The sequence below is a fragment of the Methylibium sp. T29 genome (genome assembly GCF_000576205.1).
Lineage (GTDB): Bacteria > Pseudomonadota > Gammaproteobacteria > Burkholderiales > Burkholderiaceae_C > Methylibium > Methylibium petroleiphilum.
The window spans coordinates 1-25785 of the sequence record NZ_AZND01000031.1; the positions used below are offsets into that span (position 1 = coordinate 1).

At 69.4% G+C, this 25785-nt stretch carries 18 protein-coding genes and 7 pseudogenes; 8 read left to right on the forward strand and 17 right to left on the reverse strand.

Annotated elements, in window-relative coordinates; translation table 11 throughout:
* Window positions 1-132: 132 nt before the first annotated feature.
* Window positions 133-2153, reverse strand: a pseudogene (locus x551_RS06490) (excinuclease ABC subunit UvrC).
* Between the two features lie 42 nt (window positions 2154-2195).
* On the opposite strand from x551_RS06490, the gene earP reads away from it, so the two are divergent.
* The 5 genes and pseudogenes from earP to mnmC all read left to right on the forward strand — a co-directional run bounded on the left by earP (window position 2196) and on the right by mnmC (window position 6910).
* Window positions 2196-3266 carry an elongation factor P maturation arginine rhamnosyltransferase EarP gene (earP, locus tag x551_RS06495; RefSeq protein ID WP_036230102.1) on the forward strand — a complete coding sequence of 357 codons (1071 nt, stop codon included), beginning with the start codon at window positions 2196-2198 and terminating at the stop codon, window positions 3264-3266.
* Between the two features lie 90 nt (window positions 3267-3356).
* Window positions 3357-3911, forward strand: coding sequence for an elongation factor P (efp, locus tag x551_RS06500; RefSeq protein WP_036230106.1), 555 nt, complete (start codon window positions 3357-3359; stop codon window positions 3909-3911).
* Window positions 3912-3999: 88 nt separating this feature from the next.
* Window positions 4000-4953, forward strand: a complete 954-nt coding sequence (locus tag x551_RS06505; protein ID WP_036230107.1) for a heme-dependent oxidative N-demethylase subunit alpha family protein — start codon at window positions 4000-4002, stop codon at window positions 4951-4953.
* Window positions 4950-5984: pseudogene (gene mnmD / locus x551_RS26995) on the forward strand (tRNA (5-methylaminomethyl-2-thiouridine)(34)-methyltransferase MnmD); the annotation flags it as partial. The gene x551_RS06505 and the pseudogene mnmD, both read left to right, overlap by 4 nt.
* A gap of 71 nt (window positions 5985-6055) precedes the next feature.
* A complete protein-coding gene (mnmC, locus tag x551_RS27000; protein ID WP_253950311.1) occupies window positions 6056-6910 on the forward strand; it encodes an FAD-dependent 5-carboxymethylaminomethyl-2-thiouridine(34) oxidoreductase MnmC in 855 nt (284 codons plus the stop codon).
* On the opposite strand, the gene x551_RS06515 is transcribed toward mnmC, so the two are convergent.
* The 16 genes and pseudogenes from x551_RS06515 to rpsB form a co-directional block, all read right to left on the reverse strand.
* Window positions 6877-7662, reverse strand: a complete 786-nt coding sequence (locus x551_RS06515; protein WP_036230112.1) for an RNA methyltransferase — start codon at window positions 7660-7662, stop codon at window positions 6877-6879. The genes mnmC and x551_RS06515 overlap by 34 nt on opposite strands.
* 26 nt (window positions 7663-7688) lie before the next feature.
* Window positions 7689-8311: pseudogene (gene rnhB, locus x551_RS24145) on the reverse strand (ribonuclease HII); the annotation flags it as partial.
* Window positions 8283-9410 (reverse strand): annotated as a pseudogene (gene lpxB, locus x551_RS06520) (lipid-A-disaccharide synthase). The pseudogenes rnhB and lpxB, both read right to left, overlap by 29 nt.
* A 7-nt stretch (window positions 9411-9417) precedes the next feature.
* Window positions 9418-10206 (reverse strand): acyl-ACP--UDP-N-acetylglucosamine O-acyltransferase, encoded by a 789-nt coding sequence (lpxA, locus tag x551_RS06525; protein ID WP_036230140.1) that lies wholly within the window; start codon window positions 10204-10206, stop codon window positions 9418-9420.
* 11 nt (window positions 10207-10217) lie between these two features.
* Complete coding sequence (gene fabZ / locus x551_RS06530) at window positions 10218-10658, reverse strand: 3-hydroxyacyl-ACP dehydratase FabZ (protein WP_036230115.1); 441 nt, start codon at window positions 10656-10658, stop codon at window positions 10218-10220.
* Complete coding sequence (gene lpxD, locus x551_RS06535; RefSeq protein WP_148211034.1) at window positions 10655-11749, reverse strand: UDP-3-O-(3-hydroxymyristoyl)glucosamine N-acyltransferase; 1095 nt, start codon at window positions 11747-11749, stop codon at window positions 10655-10657. The genes fabZ and lpxD overlap by 4 nt, the downstream gene beginning before the upstream one ends.
* A 19-nt stretch (window positions 11750-11768) precedes the next feature.
* Entirely contained in the window at window positions 11769-12278 is a 510-nt protein-coding gene (locus x551_RS06540; RefSeq protein ID WP_011829565.1) for an OmpH family outer membrane protein, read from the reverse strand.
* Window positions 12278-14514, reverse strand: a pseudogene (gene bamA / locus x551_RS06545) (outer membrane protein assembly factor BamA). The gene x551_RS06540 and the pseudogene bamA overlap by 1 nt, the downstream one beginning before the upstream one ends.
* 112 nt (window positions 14515-14626) lie before the next feature.
* Window positions 14627-15985, reverse strand: a pseudogene (gene rseP / locus x551_RS06550) (RIP metalloprotease RseP).
* The gene (ispC, locus tag x551_RS06555; protein WP_036247899.1) at window positions 15982-17160 is read right to left on the reverse strand and encodes a 1-deoxy-D-xylulose-5-phosphate reductoisomerase; all 1179 of its coding nucleotides are present in this window, start codon (window positions 17158-17160) and stop codon (window positions 15982-15984) included. Before ispC ends, rseP begins: the two are co-directional and overlap by 4 nt.
* Before the next feature lie 7 nt (window positions 17161-17167).
* The gene (locus x551_RS06560) at window positions 17168-18010 is read right to left on the reverse strand and encodes a phosphatidate cytidylyltransferase (RefSeq protein WP_036230118.1); all 843 of its coding nucleotides are present in this window, start codon (window positions 18008-18010) and stop codon (window positions 17168-17170) included.
* A 14-nt stretch (window positions 18011-18024) separates the two neighbouring features.
* Window positions 18025-18768: a polyprenyl diphosphate synthase gene (uppS, locus tag x551_RS06565; protein WP_036230143.1), complete on the reverse strand. Its 744-nt coding sequence runs from the start codon at window positions 18766-18768 to the stop codon at window positions 18025-18027.
* Between the two features lie 29 nt (window positions 18769-18797).
* Complete coding sequence (frr, locus tag x551_RS06570) at window positions 18798-19358, reverse strand: ribosome recycling factor (protein ID WP_011829571.1); 561 nt, start codon at window positions 19356-19358, stop codon at window positions 18798-18800.
* Between the two features lie 23 nt (window positions 19359-19381).
* Entirely contained in the window at window positions 19382-20092 is a 711-nt protein-coding gene (pyrH, locus tag x551_RS06575; protein ID WP_011829572.1) for a UMP kinase, read from the reverse strand.
* A gap of 91 nt (window positions 20093-20183) precedes the next feature.
* A pseudogene (tsf, locus tag x551_RS06580) lies at window positions 20184-21091 on the reverse strand (translation elongation factor Ts).
* A gap of 116 nt (window positions 21092-21207) precedes the next feature.
* The gene (gene rpsB / locus x551_RS06585; RefSeq protein WP_036230121.1) at window positions 21208-21951 is read right to left on the reverse strand and encodes a 30S ribosomal protein S2; all 744 of its coding nucleotides are present in this window, start codon (window positions 21949-21951) and stop codon (window positions 21208-21210) included.
* A 223-nt stretch (window positions 21952-22174) separates the two neighbouring features.
* On the opposite strand from rpsB, the gene x551_RS06590 reads away from it, so the two are divergent.
* The 3 genes from x551_RS06590 to x551_RS06600 form a co-directional block, all read left to right on the forward strand.
* Window positions 22175-23539 carry an amidase gene (locus x551_RS06590; RefSeq protein WP_036247902.1) on the forward strand — a complete coding sequence of 455 codons (1365 nt, stop codon included), beginning with the start codon at window positions 22175-22177 and terminating at the stop codon, window positions 23537-23539.
* Window positions 23536-24927, forward strand: coding sequence for an FAD-dependent oxidoreductase (locus x551_RS06595; RefSeq protein WP_036247905.1), 1392 nt, complete (start codon window positions 23536-23538; stop codon window positions 24925-24927). The genes x551_RS06590 and x551_RS06595 overlap by 4 nt, the downstream gene beginning before the upstream one ends.
* Before the next feature lie 28 nt (window positions 24928-24955).
* A partial coding sequence (locus tag x551_RS06600; protein ID WP_081771242.1) for an NAD(P)H-hydrate epimerase occupies window positions 24956-25785 on the forward strand: 830 nt, incomplete at its 3' end.

Below are 25785 nucleotides of genomic sequence, written 5' to 3' on the forward strand. Positions count from 1 at the left end.
ACAGGCGCCGCAGGGCGGGCAGGCGCCGGCTTCGGCGTCGGTGGTGCGGTGGTCGAGCAGGCGCCCAGCGTCAACGCCAGTGCGGCCCCGAGGCGGGCCACGTGCCAGCGCGTGCGTCGCGCCGACGATTCTTCAGTGCAGGACACGGTAGATCTCCTCCGCCAGTTCTCTCGAAATGCCATCGACGCTCGACAGGTCGTCCACGCTCGCACTGGCCACGCCGCGTGCGCCGCCGAAGCGCTGCAGCAGCTTCGCACGTTTCTTGGGCCCGATGCCGGCGATGTCCTCCAGCCGGCTGCCGCCGGTGCGCACACTGGCACGCCGGGCGCGCATGCCGGTGATCGCGAAGCGGTGGGCCTCGTCACGGATCTGTGCCACCAGCATCAGCGCGGCCGAGTCCTTGCCAAGGTGGACCTTGGCGCGGCCATCGGCGAACACCAGTTCTTCCAGGCCGACCTTGCGGCCTTCCCCCTTCTCGACCCCGACGATCAGGGACAGGTCGAGCCCGAGCTCCTCGAACACGTCGCGCGCCATCGCCACCTGGCCCTTGCCGCCGTCCACCAGCACGAGGTCGGGCAGCCGCGCCGTGCCCTGGGCGGATGCCTCGGCGAGCTTGGCGTACCGGCGCGTCAGCACCTGGCGCATGGCCGCGTAGTCGTCGCCGGGGGTGATGCCAGTGATGTTGTAGCGCCGGTACTGGGCCGGCTGCATCTTGTGCTCCTCGAACACCACGCACGAGGCCTGGGTCGCCTCGCCGGCCGTGTGACTGATGTCGAAGCATTCGATGCGGAAGCGCTCCAACTGGTCGGGTGCCAGGTCGAGCGCATCGACCAGGGCCCGCGTGCGGGCCTGCTGCGAGCCTTCCTCGCCCAGCAACTGCGTGAGCTTGATGCGTGCGTTCTTCTCCGCCATCTCCAGCCACTGCCGGCGCTGGTCGCGCGGCTGGTGCTGGGCCGTAACGCGCACGCCGCTGGCTTCGGTCAGCGCCTCGACGAGCGCCTTGTCGATCGCATGGCTGGTGATCAACAGTGGCGGGGGCGCACCGTCGAGGTAGTGCTGGGCGATGAAGGCCTCCAGTACCCGCACCTCGACGCGGGCCTGGGGCGGGGCCACCGCGGCGACCGGCCCGGCGGCGTCCTCCATCCCCTCGAGTGCACTCGCCTCCTCGACATGCGTCGGGAAATAGGGCCGGTCGCCCAGGTGCCGGCCGCCCCGCACCATGGCCAGATTGACGCAGGCGCGCCCCCCCTGCACCACCGCGGCCAGGATGTCGGCGTCCTTGTCGAAGGCGCCGTCGGCGTTGGTCTCGACCGACTGCTGGTGCAGCACCCGCGACAGGGCCCCGAGCTGATTCCGGATCTCGGCGGCCTTCTCGAACTCCAGCGCATCGGCGTACGCCATCATCTGCGCCTGCAGCGTACCCATCACCTCCTGCTGCTCACCGAGCAGAAAGCGCTCGGCGTTGCGGACATCGCGTGCGTAGTCCGCGGCCCCGATGGCCTGCACGCAGGGCCCCGAGCAGCGCTTGATCTGGTACAGCAGGCAGGGCCGCGTGCGGTGGTTGAACACCGTGTCCTCGCAGGTGCGCAGGCGGAACACCTTCTGCAGCAGCTGGATCGATTCCTTCACAGCCCAGGCGCTCGGGTAGGGGCCGAAGTAGCGATGCCGCTTGTCGACCCCACCGCGGTAGTAGGCCATGCGCGGATAGTCGACGGCGGCCGCCGTGCCAGCGGCAGGCGACGGCCCGCCGGCGACCGCGGCGCCGGTGATCTTGAGGTAGGGATAGCTCTTGTCGTCGCGGAACAGGATGTTGAACTTCGGGTTCAGCGTCTTGATCAGGTTGTTCTCGAGCAGCAGCGCCTCGGCCTCGGAGCGCACCACCGTGGTCTCCAGCCGAGCGATCCTGCCGACCATGTGGCCGGTGCGCGTGCCGCCATGGTTCTTCTGAAAGTAGCTCGACACCCGCTTCTTCAGGTTGCCGGCCTTGCCACATAGAGCAGCGTCCCCTGCGCGTCGAAGTAGCGGTAGACGCCCGGCAGGCTGGGCAAGGCCGCCACCTCGATCGCCAGGCGGTCCCGCGCCTCGTCGCCGGCTGCCGCTGTTGCGGCGGCGTCGGGCGGAGGCACCGTGTCGTCGGGGGAAGCGGCCGTCATGGTCGCGGATTGTGCAGCGTGGCCCTGTCGATAATCCCGCCGATGACACAGCCGCTGCGATGGGACCTGTTCTGCCACGTGATCGACAACTTCGGCGATGTCGGCGTGTCGTGGCGGCTCGCTGCCGACCTGGCGCGGCGCGGTCAGCAGGTCCGGCTGTGGATCGACGACCCGTCGGCACTCGCCTGGATGGCCCCGGCCGGGCAGCCTGGTGTCGAGGTGCTGCGCTGGGCCGAGCCGCTGCCGGACCGCGAGCCGGGCGACGTGGTCGTCGAGACCTTCGGGTGCCAGCTCCCTGCGACCTTCGTGCAGCGCATGCGGCGCCCCTGCCCGCCGGTGTGGATCAACTTCGAGTACCTGAGCGCCGAGTCCTACGTGGAGCGCAGCCATGGGCTGCCCTCGCCGCAGCTCGAAGGTCCCGGCCAGGGGCTGAGCAAGTGGTTCCTCTACCCCGGCTTCACGCCGCGCACCGCCGGCCTGATCCGCGAACCTGAGTTGCTGCCGCGCCGTGCGGCCTTCGACGCCACGGCCTGGCTGGCATCCCACGGCGTGCAGCGCCAGCAGGGTGAACGCGTGGTCAGCCTGTTCTGCTACGAAAACGCGGCCTTGCCAACCTGGCTGGACAGCCTGGCCGAGGTGCCCACGGTCCTCCTGGTGACGCCGGACCGGGCGGCACGGCAGGTGCGGTCCGCGCTCGGCGACGGCGGTCGGACGGGTGCGCTGCGAACCGTGATGTTGCCCTACCTGCCACAGGACGAGTTCGATCACCTGCTGTGGGCCAGCGACCTCAACTTCGTGCGCGGAGAGGATTCGTTCTCGCGCGCGCAATGGGCGGGCGTGCCCTTCATCTGGCAGATCTACCCGCAGGTGGACGACTTCCATGCCGTCAAGCTGGACGCCTTCCTGGACCGTTACCTCGACGCGGCCGCACCCGCCCAGGGTGTGCAGATCCGCGCGCTATGGCACGGGTGGAACGGTCTGTCCGGCGTTACCCGGCCGACCTGGCCCGAAGGGAAGGATTGGCAGCGCCTTGCCCGCGACTGGAGCGCGCACCTGGCCGCCCTGCCCGACGCCACCGACTGTCTGCTTCGCTTCGCGGCGGACAGAGGCTAAAATGCCGAGTTGTCTCGAAAGAAGGCGGCGCTGCCGCTGGGCAGCATGGCCGGGCCGCCACGGACCCGCCCCTTCCAACACGGAATCACTATGAAACTCGCACAGGAAATCCGCGCCGGTAACGTGATCATGCAGGGCAAGGACCCGATGGTCGTGCTCAAGACCGAATACAGCCGCGGCGGCCGCAACTCCGCCACGGTGCGCATGAAGATGAAGAACCTGCTGAACGGCTCCGGTGCCGAAGTGGTGTTCAAGGCCGACGACAAGATGGACCAGATCGTGCTCGAGAAGAAGGAGTGCACCTACTCCTACTTCGCCGACCCGATGTATGCGTTCATGGACGCCGAATACAACCAGTTCGAGGTGGAATCCGAGAACATGGGCGACGCGATCCAGTACCTCGAGGACGGCATGCCGGTCGAGGTGGTGTTTTACGACGGCAAGGCCATCTCGGTCGAACTGCCGACCAGCCTGGTGCGCGAGATCACCGAAACCGAGCCGGCCGTCAAGGGCGACACCTCGGGCAAGGTGCTGAAGATCGCGAAGCTGGCCACCGGCTTCGAGATCTCGGTGCCGCTGTTCGTGCAGACCGGCGACAAGGTCGAGATCGACACCCGCACGCACGAGTACCGCAAGCGCGTGTGAGCGAACTCGCTTCGCCGCGAACGAGGGCACCTGCGGGTGCCCTTGCCGTTTCTGGTGCTGCACGGCGGCTGCAGGCACCATCCGGACCATGAACCCAGGGTTCGACTTCGATGCCGCCGTCGGCGCGCCCTTTCGCATGCAGCCGGGGCTGCGCAAGCTGGCGCCGGCGACGGTCCAGTTGACGGCGCTGAACCCGGCCGCACCGGCGTTCGCCGAGAAGCTCACGGTGCTGACGCGGCATGCCGGCGAAGCGCTGCTCTGCGCACCGGACTTCGACCCGCTGCCCGCGTTGCGGGCGCTGGTCCACGAGGCCGCCCGGGATCCCCTCACGGCGTTGAGCGCCGATGAGGAGGGCGTCACCGCCCACCGGCTCGGCGGTCGCGTGCGCTGGGACGGCAGGTTGGCCGATGCCGGCGGCGCGGCGCCCTGGCCGCACGAAGCGGCGCTCGCCTGCCTCACGGCGATGCCGCCCGCGCAACGCCTGTCGGGCCTGCTGAGCCTCACGCTGCACGAGGATCTGGCCATCGTCGATGGCGCGCGGGCCACGCTGCCCTGGATGGCGGTCTGCCTGCCCTCGCACTGGGCGCCGTCCGAGAAGGTCGGTCGCTCCTTCGCTGCGGTGCATGGGCCGGTGGCCGACAACGCCACGCTGATCGCGGCCAGCCAGCACCTGACGCGGCTGGTCTGCCAGTCGCAACGCTGGGAGCGATTCGTTTGGAACCTGACGACGCACCCGTCGCACGACCAACATCCGGCCCGCCACGCGCGGCTGCCTTGGCCCGACGACCCGCAGGCCGTGGCCGAGGCTGCTCACTGGCGCACCGAGCACCAGACCTTCATTCCGCTGCCCGCGCTGCAGCAGGCCGTGTTCACGATCCATGTGAACGTGCAAGCGATGACGCAGGCCATCACGACGCCACGCCAGGCCACTGCATTGCATGCCGCGCTGTCGACGATGAGCGATGCGGTGCTCGCCTATCGCGGCCTCGGCCCGGCACGTGACGCCCTGCTGGTCTGGCTCGCCGCGCGCGCGTCGGCATGAAGACGGCGCCGATCACGCCAGGCCGCCTGGCCTTCTCACCCGACGGCGTGCCGCTGGCGCCGGAGTTCGGCGATGTCTACCACCCGGCGGCGGGCGCGCTGCAGCAGGCACACCACGTCTTCCTCGGCGGTAACCGGCTGCCGGCGCGCTGGGGCGGTCGCGGGCGCTTCGTGATCCTCGAGACCGGCTTCGGCCTGGGCAACAACTTCCTCGCCACCTGGGACGCCTGGCAACGTGACCCGCAGCGCTGCGAGCGGCTGGTGTTCGTCTCGATCGAGAAGCATCCGCTGACGCGCGAGGACCTGGCTCGTGCGCACGCGGCTTCACCGCTGCCCGAATTGGCCCGTGCACTGGTTTCGGCCTGGCCCTTGTCGACGCCGAATCTGCATCCGATCGCCTTCGAAGGCGGTCGCGTGCAACTGCTGCTGGGTTTCGGTGACGTGGCCTTGCTGCTGCCGCAATTGGTGGTGTCGGTCGACGCCTTCTTCCTCGACGGGTTCGCCCCGGCCCGCAATCCTGAGATGTGGGAGCCGCGCCGACTTCAGCGCCTGGGCCGGCTCGCCGCGCCCGGCGCAACCGCGGCGACCTGGAGCGCTGCGCGGGTCGTGCGTGACGGGCTCTCGGCAGCCGGCTTCACGGTGGAAACCACAGCCGGTACCGGCGGCAAGCGCGACATCACGGTGGCGCGATTCACACCAAGGCACATCGCGGTGCCCCCGCCCGGTGGCTGGCATGCGCACGACGCGGCCTCACGCGAAGCCTTGGTGATCGGCGCCGGTCTGGCCGGCTGCGCGGCAGCCTGGGCGTTGTCGCAACAGGGCTGGCAGTGCCAGCTGCTGGATCGTGCGGCGGAGCCGGCCGACGTCACGTCTGGCAATCCGGCCGGCCTGTTCCACGGCAGCTTCCACCGCGACGACGGTCCGCATGCCCGCACACTGCGAGCCGCGGCACTGGCGACCGAACGCCTGGCCGGCGCGTGGATCGCGCAGGGCCGAGTGTCCGGCCAGCTCGCTGGCTGCCTGCGCCTCGAATCGAGGTGGTCGGACGACGCGGCGCGCGCGGCAATGGCGGCCCAGCAGATCGCCCCGGCTATATCGACTGGATGGACCGGGCCGTCGCGAGCACGCTCTCCGGCCTCGCCCTGCCGAGCGGCGCCTGGTTCTACCCGGGCGGCGGCTGGCTCGCGCCGCGCGACTATGCGCGCGAACTGCTTGCGCGCAGTGGCTCCCGCTTTCGGGGTGGCACCGACGTGGCGACCATCGAGCGGCATAGCGGCCTGTGGCGCGTGCTCGACGAACAGCGCCAGGTGATCGCCGAAGCACCGGTGCTGGTGCTGGCCAACGGGCTCGGTGCGAACGGCCTGCTGGCCTCCGGCCGCGGTGAGGTGCCGTGGCCGCTGACGGCGGTGCGTGGACAGATCAGCAGCCTGGCGACCGACGGTCACCCCGCCACCCTGCCCTGCCCGCGCCTGCCGGTCGCCGGCGGCGGCTATGTGCTGCCGCAGACGGGCGGTCGGCTGCTCTTCGGCGCCACCAGCCAGCCCGACGACATCGATCCCGCGCTGCGCGATGCCGACCACCGACTCAATCTGCAACAGCTCGCAGGACTGTCGGGCGGCGACGTCGAAGCCTGGTCCAGCCTGCCCTGGCAGGGCCGCGTGGGGTGGCGCGCAGTGACGAGCGATCGGCTGCCGCTGATCGGTGCAGTGCCCGACCTGGAGGCGCTGGACCGCACCTCGCGCGCCGACCAGCCGCGCTTCGTGCCGCGCCAGCGCGACGCGCGAGGCGGTCTCTATGTCTTCACCGGCCTCGGTTCGCGTGGCATCACCTGGGCCGCGCTCGGTGGCCAGTTGCTGGCCTCGTGGATCAGCGGCGCGCCCTGCCCGCTCGAAGCCGATCTGCGCGACGCGCTCGACCCCGCGCGCTACGCGCTGCCGCGCTGGCGCAGCGACTCGTAGAGACAGATCGCGGCGGCAGCAGCCACGTTCAGCGATTCCTGGCCGCCCGGCTGCGGGATGCGCCGCGTTTCGCTGCAGCGCGCCAGCAGCGCCTTGCCGACGCCCTGGCCTTCGTGCCCGAGCACCCAGCCACAGGGACTCGGCAATCGTCCCTCGGCCAGCGCGAGGCCGGCGTGGGAACTGGTGGCCAGCAGCGGCACGCCCAGCGCGTCCAGGTCTCCGACCTCGGCCGATTCGACCAGGTGCAGCGCGAAATGCGCGCCCATGCCGGCGCGCAGCACTTTCGACGACCACAGCGCCGCGGTTCCCTTGAGCGCGACGACCTGCACCACGCCGAGCGCTGCTGCACTGCGCAGGACGCTGCCGACGTTGCCGGCATCCTGCAGCCGGTCGAGCACGACGGTCGCCACCCCCGCCTGCACCGCCGTCGCCTCGGTCGCGTGATCGAGCACGAAGCCCAGCCGGGCCGGCGACTCCAGGCCGCTGAGTTGCGCGAACAGCGCGTCGGCCACGACCGCGATGCGCGGCGCCGCTCGCGCCAGCCGCTGCAACCGCGGATCGACCCAGCCAGCCTCGCTGACCACCGCCTGCGCCGGCACGACGCCGCGCGACACGCAGGCCTCGCACAGATGGTCGCCCTCGAGCCAGACCGCGCGGAGCTTGCGGTAGGCCCCCGGGTCCTGCGCCAGCTTGCGCAGCCGCACGAGCAGCGCGTTGTCGCGCGAGCTGATGAACTGAGGGCCGCTGGTCACGGCCGCCGCTCCAGCAACACCTCGCGCACCGGCGCGAAGCTGCGTCGGTGCGCGCCGCAGGCCCCGTGGACGCGCAGCGCCGCAAGGTGGTCGGGCGTCGGGTAGCCTTATGGCCCGCGAAGCCGTACTGCGGGTGCGCCTCGTGAAGCGCGAGGCAGAGACGGTCGCGATGCACCTTGGCGAGGATCGACGCCGCCGAGATCGCAGCCACCTTCGCGTCCCCCTTGACGATGGCCTCGGCCGGCACCTGTAACACCGGCAGCCGGTTGCCGTCGACCAGCACCTTGTTCGGCCGCAGCCGCAGGCCCGCAACCGCGCGGCGCATCGCCAGCAGCGTGGCCTGCAGGATGTTGAGCGTGTCGATCTCCTCGACGCTGGCCTCGGCGATGCAGCAGCACAGCGCCTTCGCGCGGATCTCGTCGAACAGCCGCTCGCGCACCCGCTCGCTCAGGACCTTGGAGTCGCCCAGGCCGCGGATCGGCTGCACGTCATCGAGGATCACCGCCGCGGCCACCACCGGCCCGGCCAGCGGCCCGCGGCCGGCTTCGTCGACACCGGCCAGCAGGCCCGGGACGTCCCATGACAGGCCGAGCTGCCGGTCGGTCGGCAGGCCCGGCGCCTCAGCCCGCGATGACTTGCGCGATCGCATCGGTGGCGGCGCGAGCGGTGTCGCGCCGGAGCAGGAAATGGAGCTCTGTAAAGCGCCCCGCGATGCGCTCGCAGGCAGCCGGATCGTCGAGCCAGCGCAGCGTTTCGGTGGCCAGCGCGTCCGGCGTCATCGCGTGCTGCAGCAGTTCGGGAACGACAAAGTCCTCGCTCAGCACGTTCGGCAGGCCCACCCAGCTGGTAGCGCATGTGGCGCATCACCTGCCAGTTGAGCCAGTGGACGCGGTAGCCGATCACCATCGGCCGTTTGAACAACGCGGCTTCCAGCGTGGCGGTGCCGCTGGCCACCATCACCACGTCGCTGGCGGCCATCACCTCGTGCGAACGGCCGTCGACCAGCTCCACCGCCTCCTGCGCACCGGCTTCGGCCACCGCCGCCTCGACCATCGCACGCAGGCCGGGCGCGACCGGCAGCAGGCAGCGCAGGCCAGGCCGCGCCGTGCGCAGCCGCCGTGCGGCGCGCAGGAAGTCGGGAGCAATGTGGCGGATCTCGCCGCGGCGGCTGCCGGGCATCACGGCCACCACGGTCTCGCCGTCACCCAGGCCAAGCGCAGCGCGAGCGGCGGCGCGCGGTACGTCCAACGGAATCGCATCGGCCAGTGGATGGCCCACGTAGCTGGCGGGCACGCCCGCCTTCGCCAGCAGCGCCGGCTCGAACGGAAAGAGGCACAGCACATGGTCGGCCGACGCGGCCAGCTTGTGCACCCGCCCGCCGCGCCAGGCCCAGATCGACGGGCAGACGAAGTGGATGGTCTTGAGCCGGCTGCCTTCAGGCGTGCCTCGAGGCCGAGGTTGAAATCGGGCGCATCGATGCCGATGAAAGCCGAAGGGCGCTGCGCCAGCAGACGGTCGCCGAGCTCGGTACGCAGCGCGACGAGCTGGCGGTAGACCCTCAGCGCCTCGGCGTAGCCGTGCACCGAAAGTCGCTCGCTGGGCCACCAGGCCTCGAAGCCCTGGGCCACCATGTCGGGGCCGCCGATACCGGCCGCCTGCAGCGTCGGCCAGCGGGCCTTCAGGCCCCCCATCAACAAGCCGGCGAGCAGGTCGCCAGAGGCTTCGCCAGCGACCATGCCGAGCTGCATGGTGGTGCTATCTGACGATGCCGCGCTTGGAGGCGGCGAGGAAATCGAGCATCAGCCCGAGATCCTCATCACCGCCGTCGACACCGCCCTGCAATGCGGCGATGGACGCCTTCGACTCGTCGAGCGTCAGCCCCTTGCGATAGAGCAGGCGGTGCATCTGCTTGACCTGGGCAATACGCTCCGCGCCGAAACCGCGCCGGCGCAGCCCCTCGACGTTGAAGCCGCGCACCTCGGCCGGGTTGCCGTCGACCATCATGAAGGGGGGCACGTCCTGCGACAGCGCGGTCTGGAAACCGGCCATCGCGTGCGCGCCGATCTTCACGAACTGATGCACGCCGGTGAGGCCGCCGATGATGACCCAGTCGCCCACGTGCACATGGCCGGCCAGCGTGGCGTTGTTGGCCAGGATGCACTGGCTGCCGAGCTGCACGTCGTGCGCGATGTGCACGTAGGCCATCACCCAGTTGTCGTTGCCGACGCGGGTGACGCCGCTGTCCTGCGCGGTGCCGCAGTTGAAGGTGCAGAACTCGCGGATGGTATTGCGGTCGCCGATCTCGAGCCGGGTGGGCTCGCCAGCGTATTTCTTGTCCTGCGGTGCCGCGCCGATGGAGCAGAACTGCCAGATGCGGTTGTCGGTCCCGATCGTCGTGTGGCCCTCGATCACGCAGTGCGCACCGATCGTGGTGCCGGCACCGATGCTCACGTGGGGACCGATGACCGCATACGGCCCGACCTGGACGTCAGGCGCGAGCTGTGCTTGCGGATCGACGATCGCGGTGGGATGGACCGTGCTCATCGCCGGCGCCTTCAGGCGACGCTGCGCATCGTGCACATCAGCTCGGCACCGCAGGCCAGTTCCCCGGCGACCGTGGCGCGTGCCTTGAACTTGTGGATGCCGCCGCGGACGCGATCGGCCTCGACCTCGAGGATCAGCTGGTCGCCGGGCTCCACAGGCCGCTTGAAGCGCGCACCGTCGATGCCGACGAAATAGATCACCGAGTTCTTGTCGGACTGCAGGTTGTTGTCGGCAAAGCTCAGCAACGCGGCGGCCTGCGCCAGCGCCTCCAGCATCAGCACCCCCGGCATCACCGGCCGGTGCGGAAAGTGCCCGACGAAGAACGGCTCGTTGATCGTGACGTTCTTCAGCGCCTTGATGCGCACGCCGGCCTCGACCTCCAGCACCCGGTCCACCAGCAGGAACGGATAGCGATGCGGCAGTTTCTCGAGGATCTGGTGAATGTCCATCATGGCGTGTTCTCGGCGCCGTTCGCGTCGGCGGCGCCTGGTTCTTGGTCGGAAGCGGCAGCGGCCTGGCGCTCCAGTGCGCGGATGCGCTCGCGCAGCGCCGGCAACTGGCGCAGCGTGACCGCGGTCTTTTCCCACGCGCGATTCTCGGCCAGCGGGAAGATGCCGGTGTACACGCCGGGCTTGTCGATCGAGCGCAGCACGGCCGTGTGAGCCGAGACGTGCACACCGTCGGCGATGCTCACGTGGCCGACCACGCCGGCGCCGCCACCGAAGGTGCAGCCTTCGCCGATGCGCGTGCTGCCGGCCACGCCGGTGAAGGCGGCCATCGCAGTGCCCCGGCCGATTCGCACGTTGTGGGCGATCTGGATCAAGTTGTCGAGCTTCACGCCGTCCTCGATCACGGTGTCGCCGAGCGCACCGCGGTCGATGCAGGTGTTGGCGCCGATCTCCACGTCGTCGCCGATGCGCACGGCGCCCAGTTGCTCGATCTTCACGTAGCCGTGCTCGCGGCTCGGCGCGAAGCCGAAGCCGTCGGCGCCGATGACGGCGCCGCTGTGGACGATGCAGCGGGCACCGACCACGCACTCAAACGCCAGGGTCACGCGCGGATGCAGCCGAGTGCCTGCGCCGACGCGCGCCGCGCGCCCGACGAAGCACTGCGCACCGATCTCCGCACCGTCGTCGATCTGCGCGCCGGCCTCGACGACCGCCAGCGCGCCGATGCTGACGCCAGCGCCAAGCCGTGCGCCGGGATCGACCACCGCGCTCGGGTGCACCCCGGTGACCGCTGCCGGCCGCACGCGCCGCGCCCACCATTGGGTCAGGCGCGCGAAATAGAGATAGGGATCGGGCGTGACGATCGCCGCACCGCGGGCCACCGCTTCGTCACGCAGGGCCGGCGCCACGATCACGCAGCCTGCCGAACTGCCGGCCAGCTGGGCGCGGTAGCGCGGATTGGCCAGAAAGGAGATGGTGGCGGCGTCGGCGTCCTCGAGCGGCCCGATGCGGGCGATGTCGAGTGACTTCGGGCCGATCAGCTCGCCGCCGAGTGCTGCGGCGATGTCGCCGAGAGTGACCTCTGCCGAGTCGATCACCGCGCGGCCACGCGCCTCACTTCGCGCCGTTCAGCGCCTTGATCACCTTGTCGGTGATGTCGACGCGCGGACCCGCGAACACGGCTTCCTGGAGGATGACGTCGTACTTCTCGGTCTCGAAGATCTGCTTGATCACCTTGTTGGCGCGATCGACCACACCGGCCAGTTCCTCATTCTTCCGCTGGTTCAGGTCTTCCTGGAACTCGCGCCGCTTGCGCTGGAACTCGCGGTCCTGCTCGACCAGGTCGCGCTGACGGCGGCTGCGATCGCCTTCGGCCAGGGTGGGCGCATCCTTCTCGAGTTTTTCCGAAGCGGTCTTCAGCTTCGCAGCGACGTCCGCCAATTCCTTCTCGCGTTTGGAGAACTCGGATTCCAGCTTGGCCTGGGCCGCCTTCGCGGGGCCTGCCTCGCGCAGCACGCGTTCGCTGTTCACGTAGCCGATCTTCAGTTCCTGCGCTGCCGCCGCCGTCACTCCGGCAGCGAGCACCGCCGCGGCAAGCATCGGCATCAATGACAAGGTCTTCATCAGAACGCGGTCCCGATCTGGAATTGCAACTTTTGAATTCTATCCTGCGCAAACTTGCGCACCGGCTGACCGTAGCTGATCTTGAGCGGCCCGACCGGCGAGACCCAACTCAGGCCGATGCCGGCCGCGGCACGCAGGTCGCCGAGGCTGAGCTTCTCGTCCTCGCCCCACACGTTGCCGGCGTCGAGATAGCCGAACAGGCGCAGCGTGCGGTCGTTGCCCGAGCCGGGCACCGGGACGTAGAACTCGGCATTCAGGTTGAGCTTGCGGTTGCCGCCGATGTAGGCGCCGGTCACGTCGATCGGGCCCAGCGAGCTCTGGTCGAAGCCCCGCACCGACCCGAGGCCGCCGCCGTAGAAGTTCTTGAAGATCGGATACGGACGGCCGCCGAAGCCCTTGCCCCAGCCGGCTTCGGCATTGAGGCCCAGCGTGTACTTCTTCGACAGCGGAATCCACTGCTGGATCTGGTAGTTGGTGCGCAGATACCGGGTGTCGAGCGCCACGCTCCATTCGGCGTTCAGCCGCTGGTAGAGACCGGAGGTGGGGACCAGCGCGCTGTCGCGGCCGTCGCGCTGCCAACCGAGCGTCAGCGGCAGGCTGTCGGTCGTGTCACCGAAGGCCTCACGGTACAGGAAATAGCTGTTCGGGATCGAGACACCGGCCTCGATCTGGGTCCGCTCCCAGCCCGCGCCGAAGAACACGGTATCGAACTCGCTGAACGGCACGCCGAAACGGATCGCCCCGCCCTGCGTCACCAGCTTGTAATCCTCGCCCTGGCTGTTGATCGGCCTGGCCGTTCGGTAGAACACGTCGATGGCGCGCGAGATGCCGTCGACCGTGAAGTACGGATCGACCGTGCTGACCACGATGTTGCGGTTGTAGCGGCTGGTGTTGACCTCGAAGCCAGGTAGTTGCCGCTGCCGAAGATGTTGTCCTGTCGGATGCCGAAGGTCAGCGAGACCTTCTCCGCGCTGGAGAAGCCGGCGCCCAGTTGCAGATTGCCGGTCGGCTTCTCGACCACCTGGGCGGTGATATCGACCTGGTCCTGCGCACCCGGCACCTCGGCGGTGTCGATGGTGACCTCGCTGAAGTAGCCGAGCCGGTCCACGCGGTCGCGCGACAGCTTGATGCGCCGGCCGTCGTACCAGGACGACTCGAACTGCCGGAATTCGCGCCGCACCACCTCGTCGCGGGTGCGGGTATTGCCTGCCACGTTCACGCGGCGTACGTAGACCCGGCGGCTCGGCTCGCCGACCAGCACCACCTCGACGCGCCCGGTGGCACGGTCGATCTCGGTCCGCGGCTCGACGCGTGCAAAGGCGTAGCCGAACGCGCCGTACATCTCGGTGAAGCGGCGGGTCGTTTCGGCGACCGTCTCGGCGCGATACGCCTCGCCCGGCTTGATGGCCACCAGCGCCTTGAAGTCGTCTTCCTTGCCGAGGTACTCACCCTCGAGGCGGACCGCCGTCACGGTATAGGGCTGACCTTCGGTCACGTTGATCGTGATCGAAATGTTCTGCTTGTCCGGCGAGATGGCCACCTGGGTGGAGTCGACGGTGAACTCGAGATAGCCGCGGTTCAGGTAATAGGCGCGCAGTGTCTCGAGGTCGGCATTGAGCTTGGTACGCGAATAGCGATCCGTCTTCGTGTACCACGTGAGCCAACCGCCGGTGGTCAGCTCGAACTGCCCGAGCAGCGTGCTTTCCGAGAACACCTTGTTGCCGGTGATGCGGATGTCGCTGATCTTCGCAACCTCGCCTTCGCTGACGGTGAAGGTGACGTTGACGCGGTTGCGCTCCACCGGAGTGATGGTGGTCACGACCTCGGCACCGTAGAGGCTGCGCGTGAGGTACTGGCGCTTGAGTTCCTGTTCGGCACGGTCGGCCAGGGCGCGGTCGAACGGCTGGCCTTCGCCGATGCCCACATCCTTCAGCGACTTGGTCAGCGCGTCCTTGTCGAACTCCTTGAGCCCGACGAAGGTCACCGACGAGATGATCGGCCGCTCCTCGACAATGACGACGACCACGTCGTTATCGACGTCCAGTCGCACGTCCTTGAACAGGCCGGTGGCGAACAGCGCGCGCAGCGCGGCGGCGCCCTTCTCGTCGCTGTAGGTGTCGCCGATACGGAACGGCAGCGCGCCGAAAATGGTACCGGCGTCGGCCCGCTGCAGGCCTTCGACACGGATGTCCTTGAGCACGAAGGGCTCGACCGCCCACACCGGCGCCGCGTGCATTGCCACCGCCAGGGCGGCGGCGAGAATCGAGGGGCGCAACGCGGAAGGGGTGGCCAAGGAGAGCGACGGACGGACCGTCGACAGGAGGAGCGCGCGGGAGAAGGCCATGCGGTCAATGCAGGCCCAGCAGGCGGGCCACGTCGTTGTAGAGGGCGAGTGACATCATCACGAGCATGATTGCCAGCCCCCCGCGCTGCAGCCGATCGAGCCACACCTCAGAGACCGGCCGCCCTGTCACTCCTTCGAAAAGATGATACATGAGGTGTCCGCCGTCGAGCATCGGCAACGGCAGCAGATTGAGCACGCCGAGACTGACGCTCACCAGTGCGAGGAAGCCGAGGTAGTAGCCAGCCGAGTTGTGCCGACTGGCCGGCGTAGTCGGCGATCGTCAGCGGCCCGCTCAGGTTCTTCAGCGAGGCCTCGCCGATCAGCATCTTGCCCAGCATGCGCAAGCTCAGTGCCGCCACTTCCCAGGTCCGTTGGGCACCGCGCACCAGGCCATCGACCACGCCGTAGCGCACCGTGATCGTTTCCGGCGCCTGCCCCACGTAGGCCTCGATCCGGCCCACGCTGCGGGCGCCGTCGGTCAGCAGCCCCGGCATCACGGTCAGCGATAGCCGCTCGCTGCCCCGCTGTACCTCCCACGCCATCGGGACCGGCACGCCGTCCCGCACGGCCGCACGGATCGTCTCGCGCAGCCGTCCGGCATCGTCGATGCGGGCGCCATCGACGCCCAGCACGCGGTCGCCTTCACGCAGCCCGGCCCGCGCGGCGGGTCCGCCCTCGACCAGCTTGCCGAGCACCGGCTCGCTGAACGGCGCGCCGATGCCGATGCGGCGCATCAGCTCGGCATCGACCTCGCGAGCGTCCACGCCCTCGAGCGCCAGGCGCACCGTGCGCTCGCCGTGCCCCTGGGCGTCGGTGATGCGCAGCGCGATGCGTTCGCCGCGCAGGGCGGCGTCGGTCAGCTGCCAGCGCAGATCGGTCATCGACTGCACCGGCTCGATACCGCCGTCGTCCTGCACGACGCCCCGCACCCAGTCGCCCGCCGCCAGGCCCGCGCGATCGGCAATGCTGCCGACCGTCGGCGCGCCGAGGACGGCCTTGGGTTCCTCCAGCCCGACCCAGTTGGCCGCGGCGTACAGCAGCACTGCGAGCAGCAGGTTGGCGGCCGGGCCGGCCGCCACGATGCTCGATCGCTGCCACAGCGGTCGGTTGTTATAGGCCCGAGCGCGTTCGGCAGCGGGCACCGAACCCTCGCGTTCGTCGAGCATCTTCACGTAACCGCCCAGGGGCAGCATCGAGACGACGAACTCGGTCTCCCCCGCTGGCGGCGCCACACGACCCGCCCGAAACCGACCGAGAAGCGCAGCACCTTCACGCCACAGGCCACGGCAACCCGGTAGTGCCCGTACTCGTGCACGACGATCAGGATGGCGAGCGTCAGCAGGAAGGCCAGCAAGGTGGTCATGACAGGGCTTTCAGGTGCTGGCGCGCCACGCTGCGGGCTTCCGCGTCCAGCGCGAGCAGGCCCGCGAGCGAGGCCGCGGCCCCGGCGCCAAGCGGCGTGCGTTCGAAGGTGTGGGCATTGACGCTGTGAATCTGGTCGAAGCGGATCGTTCCGGCCAGGAAGGCCGCCACGGCCACCTCGTTCGCGGCATTCAGCACCGCCGTGCCGCCCTCGGGCCCGCGCAGGGCGGCCCAGGCCAGCGGCAGCCCGGGGTAGCGGCGCTCGTCGGCCGGCTCGAAGCTGAGAGCCCCCAGCCGCAGGAAGTCGAGTTGCTCGGCTCCGGACTCGATCCGTTCCGGCCACGCCAGCCCGTAGGCGATCGGGACGCGCATGTCGGGCGTTCCGAGCTGCGCCAGCACCGAATGATCGCGGCATACCACCATCGAGTGGATGATGCTCTGAGGGTGCAGAACGACACGCACCTGCTCGGGCTGCAGGTCGAACAGCCAGCGGGCCTCGATCACCTCGAGCGCCTTGTTCATCATCGTCGCCGAATCGACTGAAATCTTGCGGCCCATGACCCAGTTCGGATGGGCGCAGGCCTCGTCGGGCGAGACGTCGCGCAGGCTGGCCGGGTCACGGCTGCGGAACGGCCCGCCTGAAGCCGTCAGCACGATGTGATCGATGCGCCGCGCCCAGGTGCTGCGATCCTCCGGCAGGCACTGGAAGATCGCCGAGTGTTCGCTGTCGATCGGCAGCAGCGTGGCGCCGCCTTCCTTCACCGCCGCCATGAACAGCGCACCGCCCACCACCAGCGCCTCCTTGTTCGCCAGCAGCAGGCGCTTGCCGGCGCGCGCAGCAGCCAGGCAGGGCGCCAGCCCGGCGGCGCCGACGATCGCCGCCATCACCGTGTCCACCTCCGGGTGGGCCGCTACCTCGGCCAGTGCGGCCGCGCCGGACAGCACTTCGACACCGCTGCCCGCGAGCCGCTCGCGCAGCGTCTGCGCTGCCGCGGCGTCCGGCAACACCGCGTAGCGCGGCCGGAACTGCAGACACTGCGCCGCCAGTTCGTCGATTCGGCTGTGGGCGCTGAGTGCGAACAGTTCGTAGCGGTCGGGATGGCGCGCGATCACATCGAGGGTGCTGACACCGATGGAGCCGGTGGCACCGAGAAGGCACACACGTTGCATCGTCATGGCGTCTTCAGAAGGAACACAGCGCCAGCGCCAGTGGGAACACCGGCAGCAACGCGTCGATACGGTCGAGCACGCCGCCGTGGCCCGGCAGCAGCGCGCTGCTGTCCTTGGCGCCGGCACTGCGCTTGACCAGCGACTCGAACAGATCGCCGACGACGCTCATTGCCGTGAGAAACACCAGTGCCACGGCCAGCCCGGCGAACCCGAGCCGTTCGAGCAACTGGCTGTACAGGCTGGACACCGACTGGCCGGTGTACCGATCGAGGGCGATCCAGACCAGGGCGAGCACCAGCACGCCAGCCATGCCGCTCCACACGCCCTCCCAGCTCTTGCCCGGACTGATGGCCGGCGCCAGCTTGCGCCGACCGAAGGCGCGGCCGCCGAAATAGGCGGCGATGTCGGCCGCCCACACCAGCGTGAACACCGAGAGCAGGAAGTTCACGCCGCGTGCCTTGGCGGCCACCATCGCCAGCCAGACGCTCCACAGCAGCAGCGCGCCGAGCATCCAGCGCAGCGGCGGGCTCAGGGTCGGCCAGCCGGCGACGCCACGGCGCAGGACCCACGCGCCGCCCAGAACCCAGGCCGCGGTCGCGACCCACCACCACCCGGCGCCCTCCGCCGCCACGTCGGGCCAGCCCAGACCGTAGGCTGCCGATCCGCCCGCGGCCACCAGTCCGCCCAGCGCTACCGCACCCACCGATCCGAGACCGTTCAGGCGCCCCCACTCCCAGCCGGCGGCACCGATCATCACCAGCAGCAGCAGCGCGAACGGCCACAGGGCCGCGGCGAACAAGGCCGGAAGGAGTGCCGCGAGCAACAGCAGCGCCGTGATGATGCGTTGCTTGAGCATCGTGCGGGCCGAGCTCAGACCGTGGCCTGCGGATCGGCCGCCACCGCTGCGACCGGCTTCACGCCACCATAGCGGCGATCGCGCGCGGCGTAGGCGGCCAGCGCAGCATCCAGCTCGACGTCACCGAAGTCCGGCCACAGGCAATCGGTGAAGTACAGCTCCGAGTAGGCCGCCTGCCACAGCAGGAAATTCGAGATCCGGACCTCGCCACCGGTGCGGATGAAAAGATCGGGATCGGGCGCGTGGCTGAGCGCCATGTACTGTCCCAGCCGGGCCTCGTTCAGCTGGTCAGCCGGTATGCCGTCGGCGATCGCCTGCCGGCAGGCCTGCAGCACGTCCCAGCGGCCACCGTAGTTGAACGCGACCGACAAGGTGATGCGCGTGTTGTGCGCGGTGCTGCGCTCGGCCTCCGCCCAGGCCTCTCGCACCTTGTCGGACACCGCATCGCGGTCGCCGACGATGCGGATGCGCACGCCCTCCTTCGCCAGCTTGGCCAGGTACTTGGAGACCGCCACCAGCACCAGCCCCATCAGACCCGACACCTCTTCTTCGGGCCGCTTCCAGTTCTCGCTGGAGAACGCGAACACCGTGAGGTACTCGATGCCACGATCGGCGCAAGCCTTGACGGTGCGCACCAGCGCGTCGACGCCCTGCTTGTGCCCGACGAAGCGCGGCATGAAGCGCTTGCTGGCCCAGCGGCCATTGCCGTCCATCACCACGGCCACGTGGCGCGGGATCGCGGCGGGGGCCTGGCTCACGGCGGAGGCGCTACGCACACCGGAGGCTCTCAAACCGCGAGGATCTCGGCTTCCTTGGACTGCACCAGTCGGTCGATCTCGGCGATCACGCGGTCGGTGAGCTTCTGCACCTCGTCGAGCGAGCGGCGCTCGTCGTCTTCGGAGATGGCCTTGTCCTTCAGGAGCTTCTTGGCCTGGTCGTTGGCGTCGCGGCGCAGGTTGCGCACCGCGATCCGTGCGTCCTCGCCGGCGCCGCGCACCACCTTCGTGAGGTCGCGGCGGCGTTCTTCGTTCAGCGCCGGCATCGGAACGCGCAGCAGCTCACCCTGCGACGACGGATTCAGGCCCAGGTCCGACTCGCGGATCGCCTTCTCGATCTTCGGGCCCATGCCCTTTTCCCACGGCTGGACGCTGATGGTGCGGGCGTCGAGCAGGCTCACGTTGGCCACCTGGCTGATCGACACCATCGAGCCGTAGTACTCGACGTGCACCTGGTCCAGGATGCCGGGGTGGGCGCGGCCGGTGCGAATCTTCTGCAGTTCCGACTTGAAGGATTCGATCGAACGTGCCGACTTCTGCTCGAACGTCTTCTTGATGTCTGCGATGCTCATGTTGTTGCGATCCTCGGACGGGTTCACACATGCACCAGGGTGCCCTCGTCCTCTCCCGTCACCACGCGCCTGAGGGCACCGGGCTTGAAGATCGAGAACACCTTGATCGGCAGCTTCTGGTCGCGGCACAGCGCGAACGCCGTCGCGTCCATGACCTGCAGGTTCTTGCTGATCGCCTCGTCGAAGCTGATCTTGGCGTAGCGCGTGGCGCCGGGATCCTTCTTCGGATCGGCGGAGTAGACGCCATCGACCTTGGTCGCCTTCAACACGATCTGCGCGCCGATCTCGGCCCCGCGCAGCGCGGCGGCGGTGTCGGTGGTGAAGAACGGATTGCCGGTGCCGGCGGCGAAGATCACCACCTTGCCTTCTTCGAGGTACTGCAAGGCCTTGGGGCGAACATAGGGCTCGACCACCTGCTCGATGCCGATCGCCGACATCACCCGGGCGGTCATGCCCTCTTGGCGCATCGTGTCGGCGAGGGCGAGTGCATTCATCACCGTGGCGAGCATGCCCATGTAGTCGGCCGTCGCGCGGTCCATGCCGACGGCACCGCCGGCCACGCCTCGGAAGAGGTTCCCGCCGCCGATCACCACCGCCACCTCGCAACCCATCTCGGTGATCTCGCGAACCTCCTGCACCATGCGCACGATGGTCGCGCGGTTGATGCCGTAGGCGTCGTCGCCCATCAAGGCCTCGCCGGAAAGCTTGAGCAGGATGCGCTTGAACGCCGGCATGCGGGGGACTCCTCGGGTGAACGGTCAGTAGGACGGCAGTTTAGGGGATGGCCCCGGCACGCAGGCACGCGCGCCGGGCCGGGCGCAGCGCTTACTGCCCCTTGGCAGCGGCCACCTGGGCGGCCACTTCGGCGGCGAAGTCGTCGGTCTTCTTCTCGATGCCCTCACCCACGATGTACATCGTGAAGCCCTTGATCGTCGTGCTGGCGGCCTTGAGCATCTGCTCGACGGTCTGCTTGTCGTTCTTCACGAAGGTCTGGTTGAACAACGAGACCTCCTTCAGGAACTTCTGCACCGAGCCTTCGACCCGCTTGGTGACGATCTCGGCAGACTGCGGCGCCTTGCCGGCCGCCTCGGCGGCCTTGGCATCCTCGGCGGCCTTGCCGGCGGCGACGTTGCGCTCCTTCTCGATCAGATCGGCCGGCACGTCGGCCGAGGTCAGCGCCACGGGCTTCATCGCGGCCACGTGCATCGCCACGTCCTTGGCGGCCACGTCGTCGCCGGTGTACTCGACCACCACGCCGATGCGGGTGCCGTGCAGGTAGCTGACCAGCTTGCTGTCGCCGCTGAAGCGCTTGAAGCGGCGGATCGCGATGTTCTCGCCGATCTTGCCGATCAGCGCGGTGCGGGTGGCCTCCACCGTCACGCCGGCGATCTCCAACGCCGACAGCGCCGCGACATCCGCCGGGGCCTGGGTGACCACAAGTTCCGCGAGCGTCTTGCCGAAGGCCAGGAAGTCGTCGTTCTTGGACACGAAGTCGGTTTCGCAGTTCAGTTCCATCAGCGCACCGGTCGTGCCGCTGATGTGCGCCACGACGATGCCTTCGGCCGTGACGCGCGAGGCGGCCTTGCTGGCCTTGCTGCCGAGCTTGACGCGCAACAGTTCCTCGGCCTTGTTCAGGTCACCTTCGGCCTCGGTGAGGGCCTTCTTGCACTCCATCATCGGGCGTCGGTCTTGGCGCGCAGTTCGGCGACCATGCTGGCGGTGATTGCGGGCATTGCGTTCTCCGTTCGGTGAAGCGAGGCTGCCTCCGGGCAGCGATCGCTTCGAAATCATTGAAAAAAAGGGGCTGAATCAGCCCTTGATGAGTGCGCGGGGGCGCCTTGCGACGGGCTCAGGCCGCGTCGCTGACTTCCACGAACTCGTCGGTGCTCTGGGCGGCGGCGACCACTTCGCTGACCGCGTTGGCCTTGCCTTCGAGTGCGGCATCCGCCACGGCACGGGCGTACAACGCCACGGCCTTCGCGGAGTCGTCGTTGCCCGGGATCACGTAATCGATGCCCTCGGGCGAGTGGTTCGAGTCCACCACGCCGATGACCGGAATGCCCAGCTTCTTCGCCTCGGCAATCGCGATCTTGTGGTAGCCCACGTCGATGACGAACATGGCATCGGGCAGCGCGTTCATGTCCTGGATGCCGCCGATGTCCTTCTCGAGCTTGGCGATCTCGCGGGCGAACAGCAGCGCTTCCTTCTTGCTCATGGACTCGAGGCCCGCTTCCTGCTGCGCCTGCATTTCCTTCAGCTTCTTCAGCGACCCCTTGACGGTCTTGAAGTTGGTCAGCATGCCGCCGAGCCAGCGCTGGTCGACGTAGGGCATACCGGCGCGCTGGGCCTCCTGGGCAACCACTTCGCGCGCCTGGCGCTTGGTGCCGACCATCAGGATCGTGCCGCGCTTGGCGGCGAGCGAGCGGGTGAACTTCATCGCCTCGTTGAAGAGCGGCAGCGTCTTCTCGAGGTTGATGATGTGGATCTTGTTGCGATGGCCGAAGATGAAGGGGGCCATCTTCGGATTCCAGAAGCGGGTCTGGTGTCCGAAATGGACGCCCGCTTCCAGCATTTCACGCATGGTGAGGGACATGGAAACTCCAAAGGTTGGGTCTAAAATCCGGCCAGAATTGCAAGTGATTGCAGCGCTTTGTTGCGACATGCAAGCAGACCTCTTTCGAGTCTTGCAACACCTTTTGGCGACCGGGTTTGCGGATTGCAAATGTTCTTCCGGCTTTTGCCGAACCGGCCTCGATCGAACCGACCAGGACAGGCACCGACGTGTTCCAGAAAAACCCTGAGAGTTTAGCACGCCGATGACCGACGACCTGCTCTCCCGGCGCGCCCGGGTGCTTGACGGCACGAGCAGCGCCGGCGCGGAGATCGAGCGCTCGCTGCAGCACGCAGCCTCCGCTGCCGTGGCCCCGGCCTTCCTGAAGATCGATGCTGTCGGCGCGCGAGCCGCGGCCCGCGCCGTCGACGCCGCGTTCTCCAGCGGCGCCCCGCTGCCGCCGCTCGCCGGTCTGGCCGTCAGCATCAAGGACCTGTTCGACATCGCCGGTCAGGTCACGACCGCGGGCTCCACGGTACTGGCCGATGCCGAACCGGCCGCGCAGGACGCGCCCGCGGTGTCGCGGCTGCGGGCAGCCGGCGCAGCGTTGATCGGCCGCACCCACATGACCGAGTTCGCGTTCTCGGGCATTGGCCTCAATCCGCACCACCCCACGCCGGCCAACGTGCCGATGGCAGCCCTGGACCGCGACACGCCGCGCATCCCAGGCGGCTCCAGTTCCGGCGCGGCGGTCTCGGTGGCCGGCGGGGCCGCGTGGGCGGCGCTGGGTTCGGACACCGGCGGTTCGGTGCGCATCCCGGCGGCGCTGCAGGGTCTGGTCGGCTTCAAGAACACAGCATCGCTGACGCCGACCGAGGGAGCCATCCCGCTGTCCACCACGCTCGACACGGTCTCGGCCCTGACGCGCTCGGTGCGCGACGCCGTGCTGCTGCACGAGTTGCTGTCGGCGCGCCGCGTCGCGCTGCCTGGCCGGCCGCTGCGCGCCACCCGGCTCGCGGTGCCGACAACGCTGATGCTCGACGCGCTGGAGCCTGCCGTGGCCGCGGCCTTCGAACGCGCCGTGGACCGGTTGTCGCGCGTCGGCGCACAGATCGTCGCGCTCGACGTCCCGCCGCTGGCCGACCTGGCGCCGCTGCAGGTCAACGGTGGTTTCGCGAGCTGCGAAAGCTGGGCCTGGCACCGGCACCGGCTCGCGACACACGAAGAAGCCGGCTACGACCGCCGCGTGGTGACGCGCATCCGCCGCGGCATGGCCATGAGCGCGGCGGACTACATCGACCTGCAGAAGGCACGCGCCGCCTGGATCGCTCGCATGCACGTGGCGCTGCGTGGCTTCGACGCGGTGCTGTCCCCGACCGTGCCGATCCTCGCGCCACCGATCACCGCGCTGGAAGCGAGCGACGAGGAATTCTTCCGCGTCAACTCGCTGCTGCTGCGCAACCCCTCGGTCGTGAACCTGCTCGACGGCTGCGCGATCAGCCTGCCCTGCCAGGCGCCGGGCGAAGCGCCGGTCGGCCTGATGCTGTGGTCGCGCGGCCATGCCGACGACGCCCTGCTCGACACGGCCCTGGCCGTCGAAGCCGTGCTGGCCACTGGAGCATCCTCATGAAGGTCGGCGTGATCGGCGCCGGTATCGTCGGCGTGACCACAGCCTACGAGCTGGCCGAGGACGGCCACGACGTCACCGTGTTCGAGCGACACAGCAGCGTCGCCTCGGAGGCGAGCTTCGCGCATGCCGGCTTGCTGGGCTCGGGCGATGTTGCGCCATGGGCAGCGCCCGGCCTTCCCGGCCGCCTGCTACGCGACCTGTTCAGCCGCCATCCGGCGATGCGCGTGCGCCCTTCCTTCGACGCGATGCAATGGCGCTGGCTGTGGCGCTGGTGGAGCGCCTGCCGCGCGCCGAACTTCCCGCAGCGCCACATCGAGCTGCTGCGACTGGCGCAGTACAGCCGCGAACGGCTCCGCGTGCTCGACGAGCGGCTGCAGCTGGATTTCGAACGCTCGCAGGGCCTGTTGCTCCTGCTGCGAGAAGAGCGCGACGTTGCCGCGGCGCAGCCCCGCCTGGCGCTGCTGCGCGAACTCGGCATCAGCGTGCGCGAACTGGACGCCGCCGCCTGCCACGCGACGGAGCCCGGCCTCCATCGCGAGCAGCCGCTGGCCGGCGGGATCCAGCTGCCCCAGGACGGCGTGGGCAACTGCCGCCAGTTCGCCCACCTGCTGCGCGACGCGGCCGAGCGGCTCGGCGTCGAGTTCCGGTTCGGCACCGTGGTGCGCGCGCTGGAGACCGGAACACGCTCCGATGGCGCCGAACTGCAGCTCGAGCACCTGGCCCTGACCACCGGCTTCGCTTCGAGCCGGGCCACGGCCGTCCCCGGCGGCAACGGCGACAAGCACGGCAACGCGATGGCTCACCGCGCGCGCGCCGCGGCGCGCTATCTCGACCCGGTGTCGGCGGAGGCTTTCGATGCCGTGGTGATCGCCGCCGGTGTCGATGCCGCCGAACTGCTGCCGGGCCTGGGCATCAAGCTGCCGCTGATGCCGATCCACGGCTACTCGCTGACAGCGCCGCTGCGCTCGCCCGAACGGGGCCCGAAGGCAGCACTGGTCGACGAGCGCTACCGCATCGCGATGAGCCGGCTGGGGCAGCGCGTGCGTCTGGCCGGCTGCGCCGAGCTGGGCGGCTCGGTGCAGACGCAGCGGCGGGCGGCGGTCGAGACGCTGTACCGACTGCTCAACGACTGGTTCCCCGGCGCCGCCCACATTGCGCGGCCCCAGGTATGGAAAGGCGCTCGGCCAACGCTGCCCGACGGCCTGCCACTGATCGGCCCCAGCCCCCGCCCCGGCGTGTGGCTGAACCTGGGCCACGCCGACCACGGCTGGACGCTGGCCTGCGGCAGCGCCCGGCTGCTGGCCGACCAGATCGCCGGACGCTCGCCCGGCTTCGATCCGGGCAGTTTCGCGCTGGCCCGGGCGGCCTCGGTCCCGCCGTCTGCCTGACGGGTCAGCCAACATGCTTGATGTCGCGATGCCCTGGGCCGTTCTGGGCGATGGCTCGCGGCGTGACGTGGAGCGGCTGCCGCTGTTCGGCGTGGCCGCAACGCGTGCGCTGGAGATCGAGGCCGCGCGCGCCTTGCCGCCCCACACGCTGATGCAGCGTGCCGGCGGCTCGGTGGCCCGGCTGGCCCTCGCATTGGCGCCGCATGCACGACGCATCTGGATCGCTGCCGGTCCCGGCAACAACGGTGGCGATGGCCTGGAAGCCGCGGCGTGGCTGCAGCGCGCCGGCAAGCAGGTGACGGTGAGCCTTGCGCCTTCCGTGCAAACGCCAGCCGATGCGGCGGCGGCCGGCGCCAAGGCACGTGCCGCGGGAGTCGCACTGGTGGAAAGCAGCGCGCCGCCCGAGCCGCTCGGCCCCGACAATCTGGCCATCGACGCCCTGTTCGGCATCGGCCTGACCCGCGCGCCCGCCGGCTGGGCCCTGGCCGCGATGAGGTCGCTCAACGACGGCGGCACTCCGGTGTTGTCGATCGACCTGCCCAGCGGGTTGGACGCCGAGCAGGGGGCACTGCTTGACGAGACCGCCGTGGTGCAGGCTCGCTGGACACTGAGCCTGCTGACCTTGAAGCCGGGTCTGTTCACCGCTCAGGGGCGCGACCACGCCGGGCAAATCTGGTTCCACGACCTGGGTGTCGATGCCGAGACCTCACAGGCGAGTGCCGGCCTGCTGACGGGTGCGAGCACGTTGTGGCCGGCGCGCCGGCATGCGCAGCACAAGGGCAGCTTCGGCGACGTATGGGTGGTCGGCGGCGCCGCCGGCATGGTCGGGGCCGCGCTGCTCGCGGCACGGGCCGCGCT